Below are 1729 nucleotides of genomic sequence, written 5' to 3' on the forward strand. Positions count from 1 at the left end.
GGAGCATTCCTGTTAGAAGGATTTTCGGGGACTTGAACAAAAAAGAGCCCTCTTGGTATGATACGGGGTGTCAAATCTGCGCAGAATTGACCCCTAACTTAGTTAACCAAGGAGGACTCCATAATGGATTTTAAACAAAATCAAAAAATTAATCAAGTCACTGAAAAAACATTAGTCGTCGGAATTGATATTGCTAAGCGGACACATTACGCTTGCTTTGTTGATGATCGAGGACGTGTGCTCCAAAAATCATTCTCTGTTTCTCAATCCGGAGGCGGCTTCGAGCTTTTCTATCAAAGCATTCTGGCTGCGATGAAGGAAAATGAGAAAACGGAAGTCATTATCGGGATTGAACCTACAGGACATTACTGGCTCAATTTAGCCTACTTCCTAGAGGAACGGGGCATTCCCCTGGCCATGGTTAATCCTATGCATGTTAAACGATCAAAAGAGTTGGATGATAATCTTCCGACTAAACACGACCGTAAGGATGCATTAGTAATCGCTCGTCTAGTAAAAGATGGGCGCTTCAGCTATCCCCGTATCTTGAAAGGTATGGAAGCTGAACTTCGCGTTGGATCATCACTACGAAGTAAGCTAGCGGAGGAATTAGGCGCGGTCAAAAACATGATGATTCGCTGGTTAGACCGTTATTTCCCTGAGTTTACTCAGGTGTTTCCGTCATTCGGAAAAATGGCTTTGGCTGCACTGGAATGCACTCCATTTCCAAGTGATTTTCACCAGAAACAACCCGATGAAGTGTTAACCCTTTATCGAAAGGTCGATGGGCTCAAATCCCCCCAAAGACCAAAAGCAGTGCGCCTTATCGAAGTCGCAGCTAACTCAATCGGAGTAACAGAAGGACGTGAGATGGCCCGTATTGAAATCGCCACACTTGTCCGCCGTTACCACCAGCTAGAACAAGATATCGAAAGCATTACTGGGCGCCTGGTTGAACTTGTAAAAACATCTGTCGAGTATGAATGGCTATCAACGGTACCAGGGCTTGGAGATACGACAATTGTTGACCTATTAGCGGAGATTGGAAGCTTTTCACACTACGAAGATCCACGCCAACTAATCAAACTCGCGGGACTAACGTTACGTGAAAATTCCTCCGGTCTGCATAAAGGGCAAAAACGCATCTCCAAACGGGGCAGAAGAAAGCTACGAGCCCTTCTATTCCGAGTGATGATGCCGATGATTCTCCACAACGAAGCCTTTAAAAAATTACATGAATATTATACAAACCGTAAGGTTAATCCTTTACGCAAGAAGCAGTCCATCGTGGTTCTATGCGGTAAATTATTAAAAGTGTTACATGGAATCAGCACAAAGCACAAAGCGTTTGACGCACAGCGAATGATGAGGGATATTCCTAGTCTCGTAGAGGCTGCATAGGGCCCAACATCCCCTTAATCAGACCTAGACAACAGGATGACACGGAGAAGCTGGCAATATTTTCACCATTCGACCGAGAGTCCCTAAAGGAGCTTCGCTAGCCTCTGCCTTATGACTAGACCGAACGAAGGAATGTAGGCACACTGATGCCCAGAGACATGGGAGGGTACGTCATCATAAGCTACGCAGAGATCCATTGTGCATCGCATAATTTCCTATCACTACTTTCCACTATTATCCAGTAGTGACCGCGTAGCGTACCCGTATGTTGGAATAGTTTCACATAATATAAAAATTTTGTTAGGAAACATGTCGAAAAATATTTTTT

Annotated in this window: 1 protein-coding gene; it reads left to right on the forward strand. The window is 44.3% G+C overall.

Going from position 1 to position 1729, the window contains the following annotated elements; genetic code table 11:
* Positions 1-123: 123 nt before the first annotated feature.
* The gene (locus NFS43_RS24310) at positions 124-1401 is read left to right on the forward strand and encodes an IS110 family RNA-guided transposase (RefSeq protein WP_251555569.1); all 1278 of its coding nucleotides are present in this window, start codon (positions 124-126) and stop codon (positions 1399-1401) included.
* Positions 1402-1729: the final 328 nt, after the last annotated feature.

Origin of the sequence: Neobacillus muris (genome assembly GCF_943193175.1) — a bacterium.
Classification (GTDB): Bacteria; Bacillota; Bacilli; order Bacillales; family Cytobacillaceae; genus Neobacillus; species Neobacillus muris.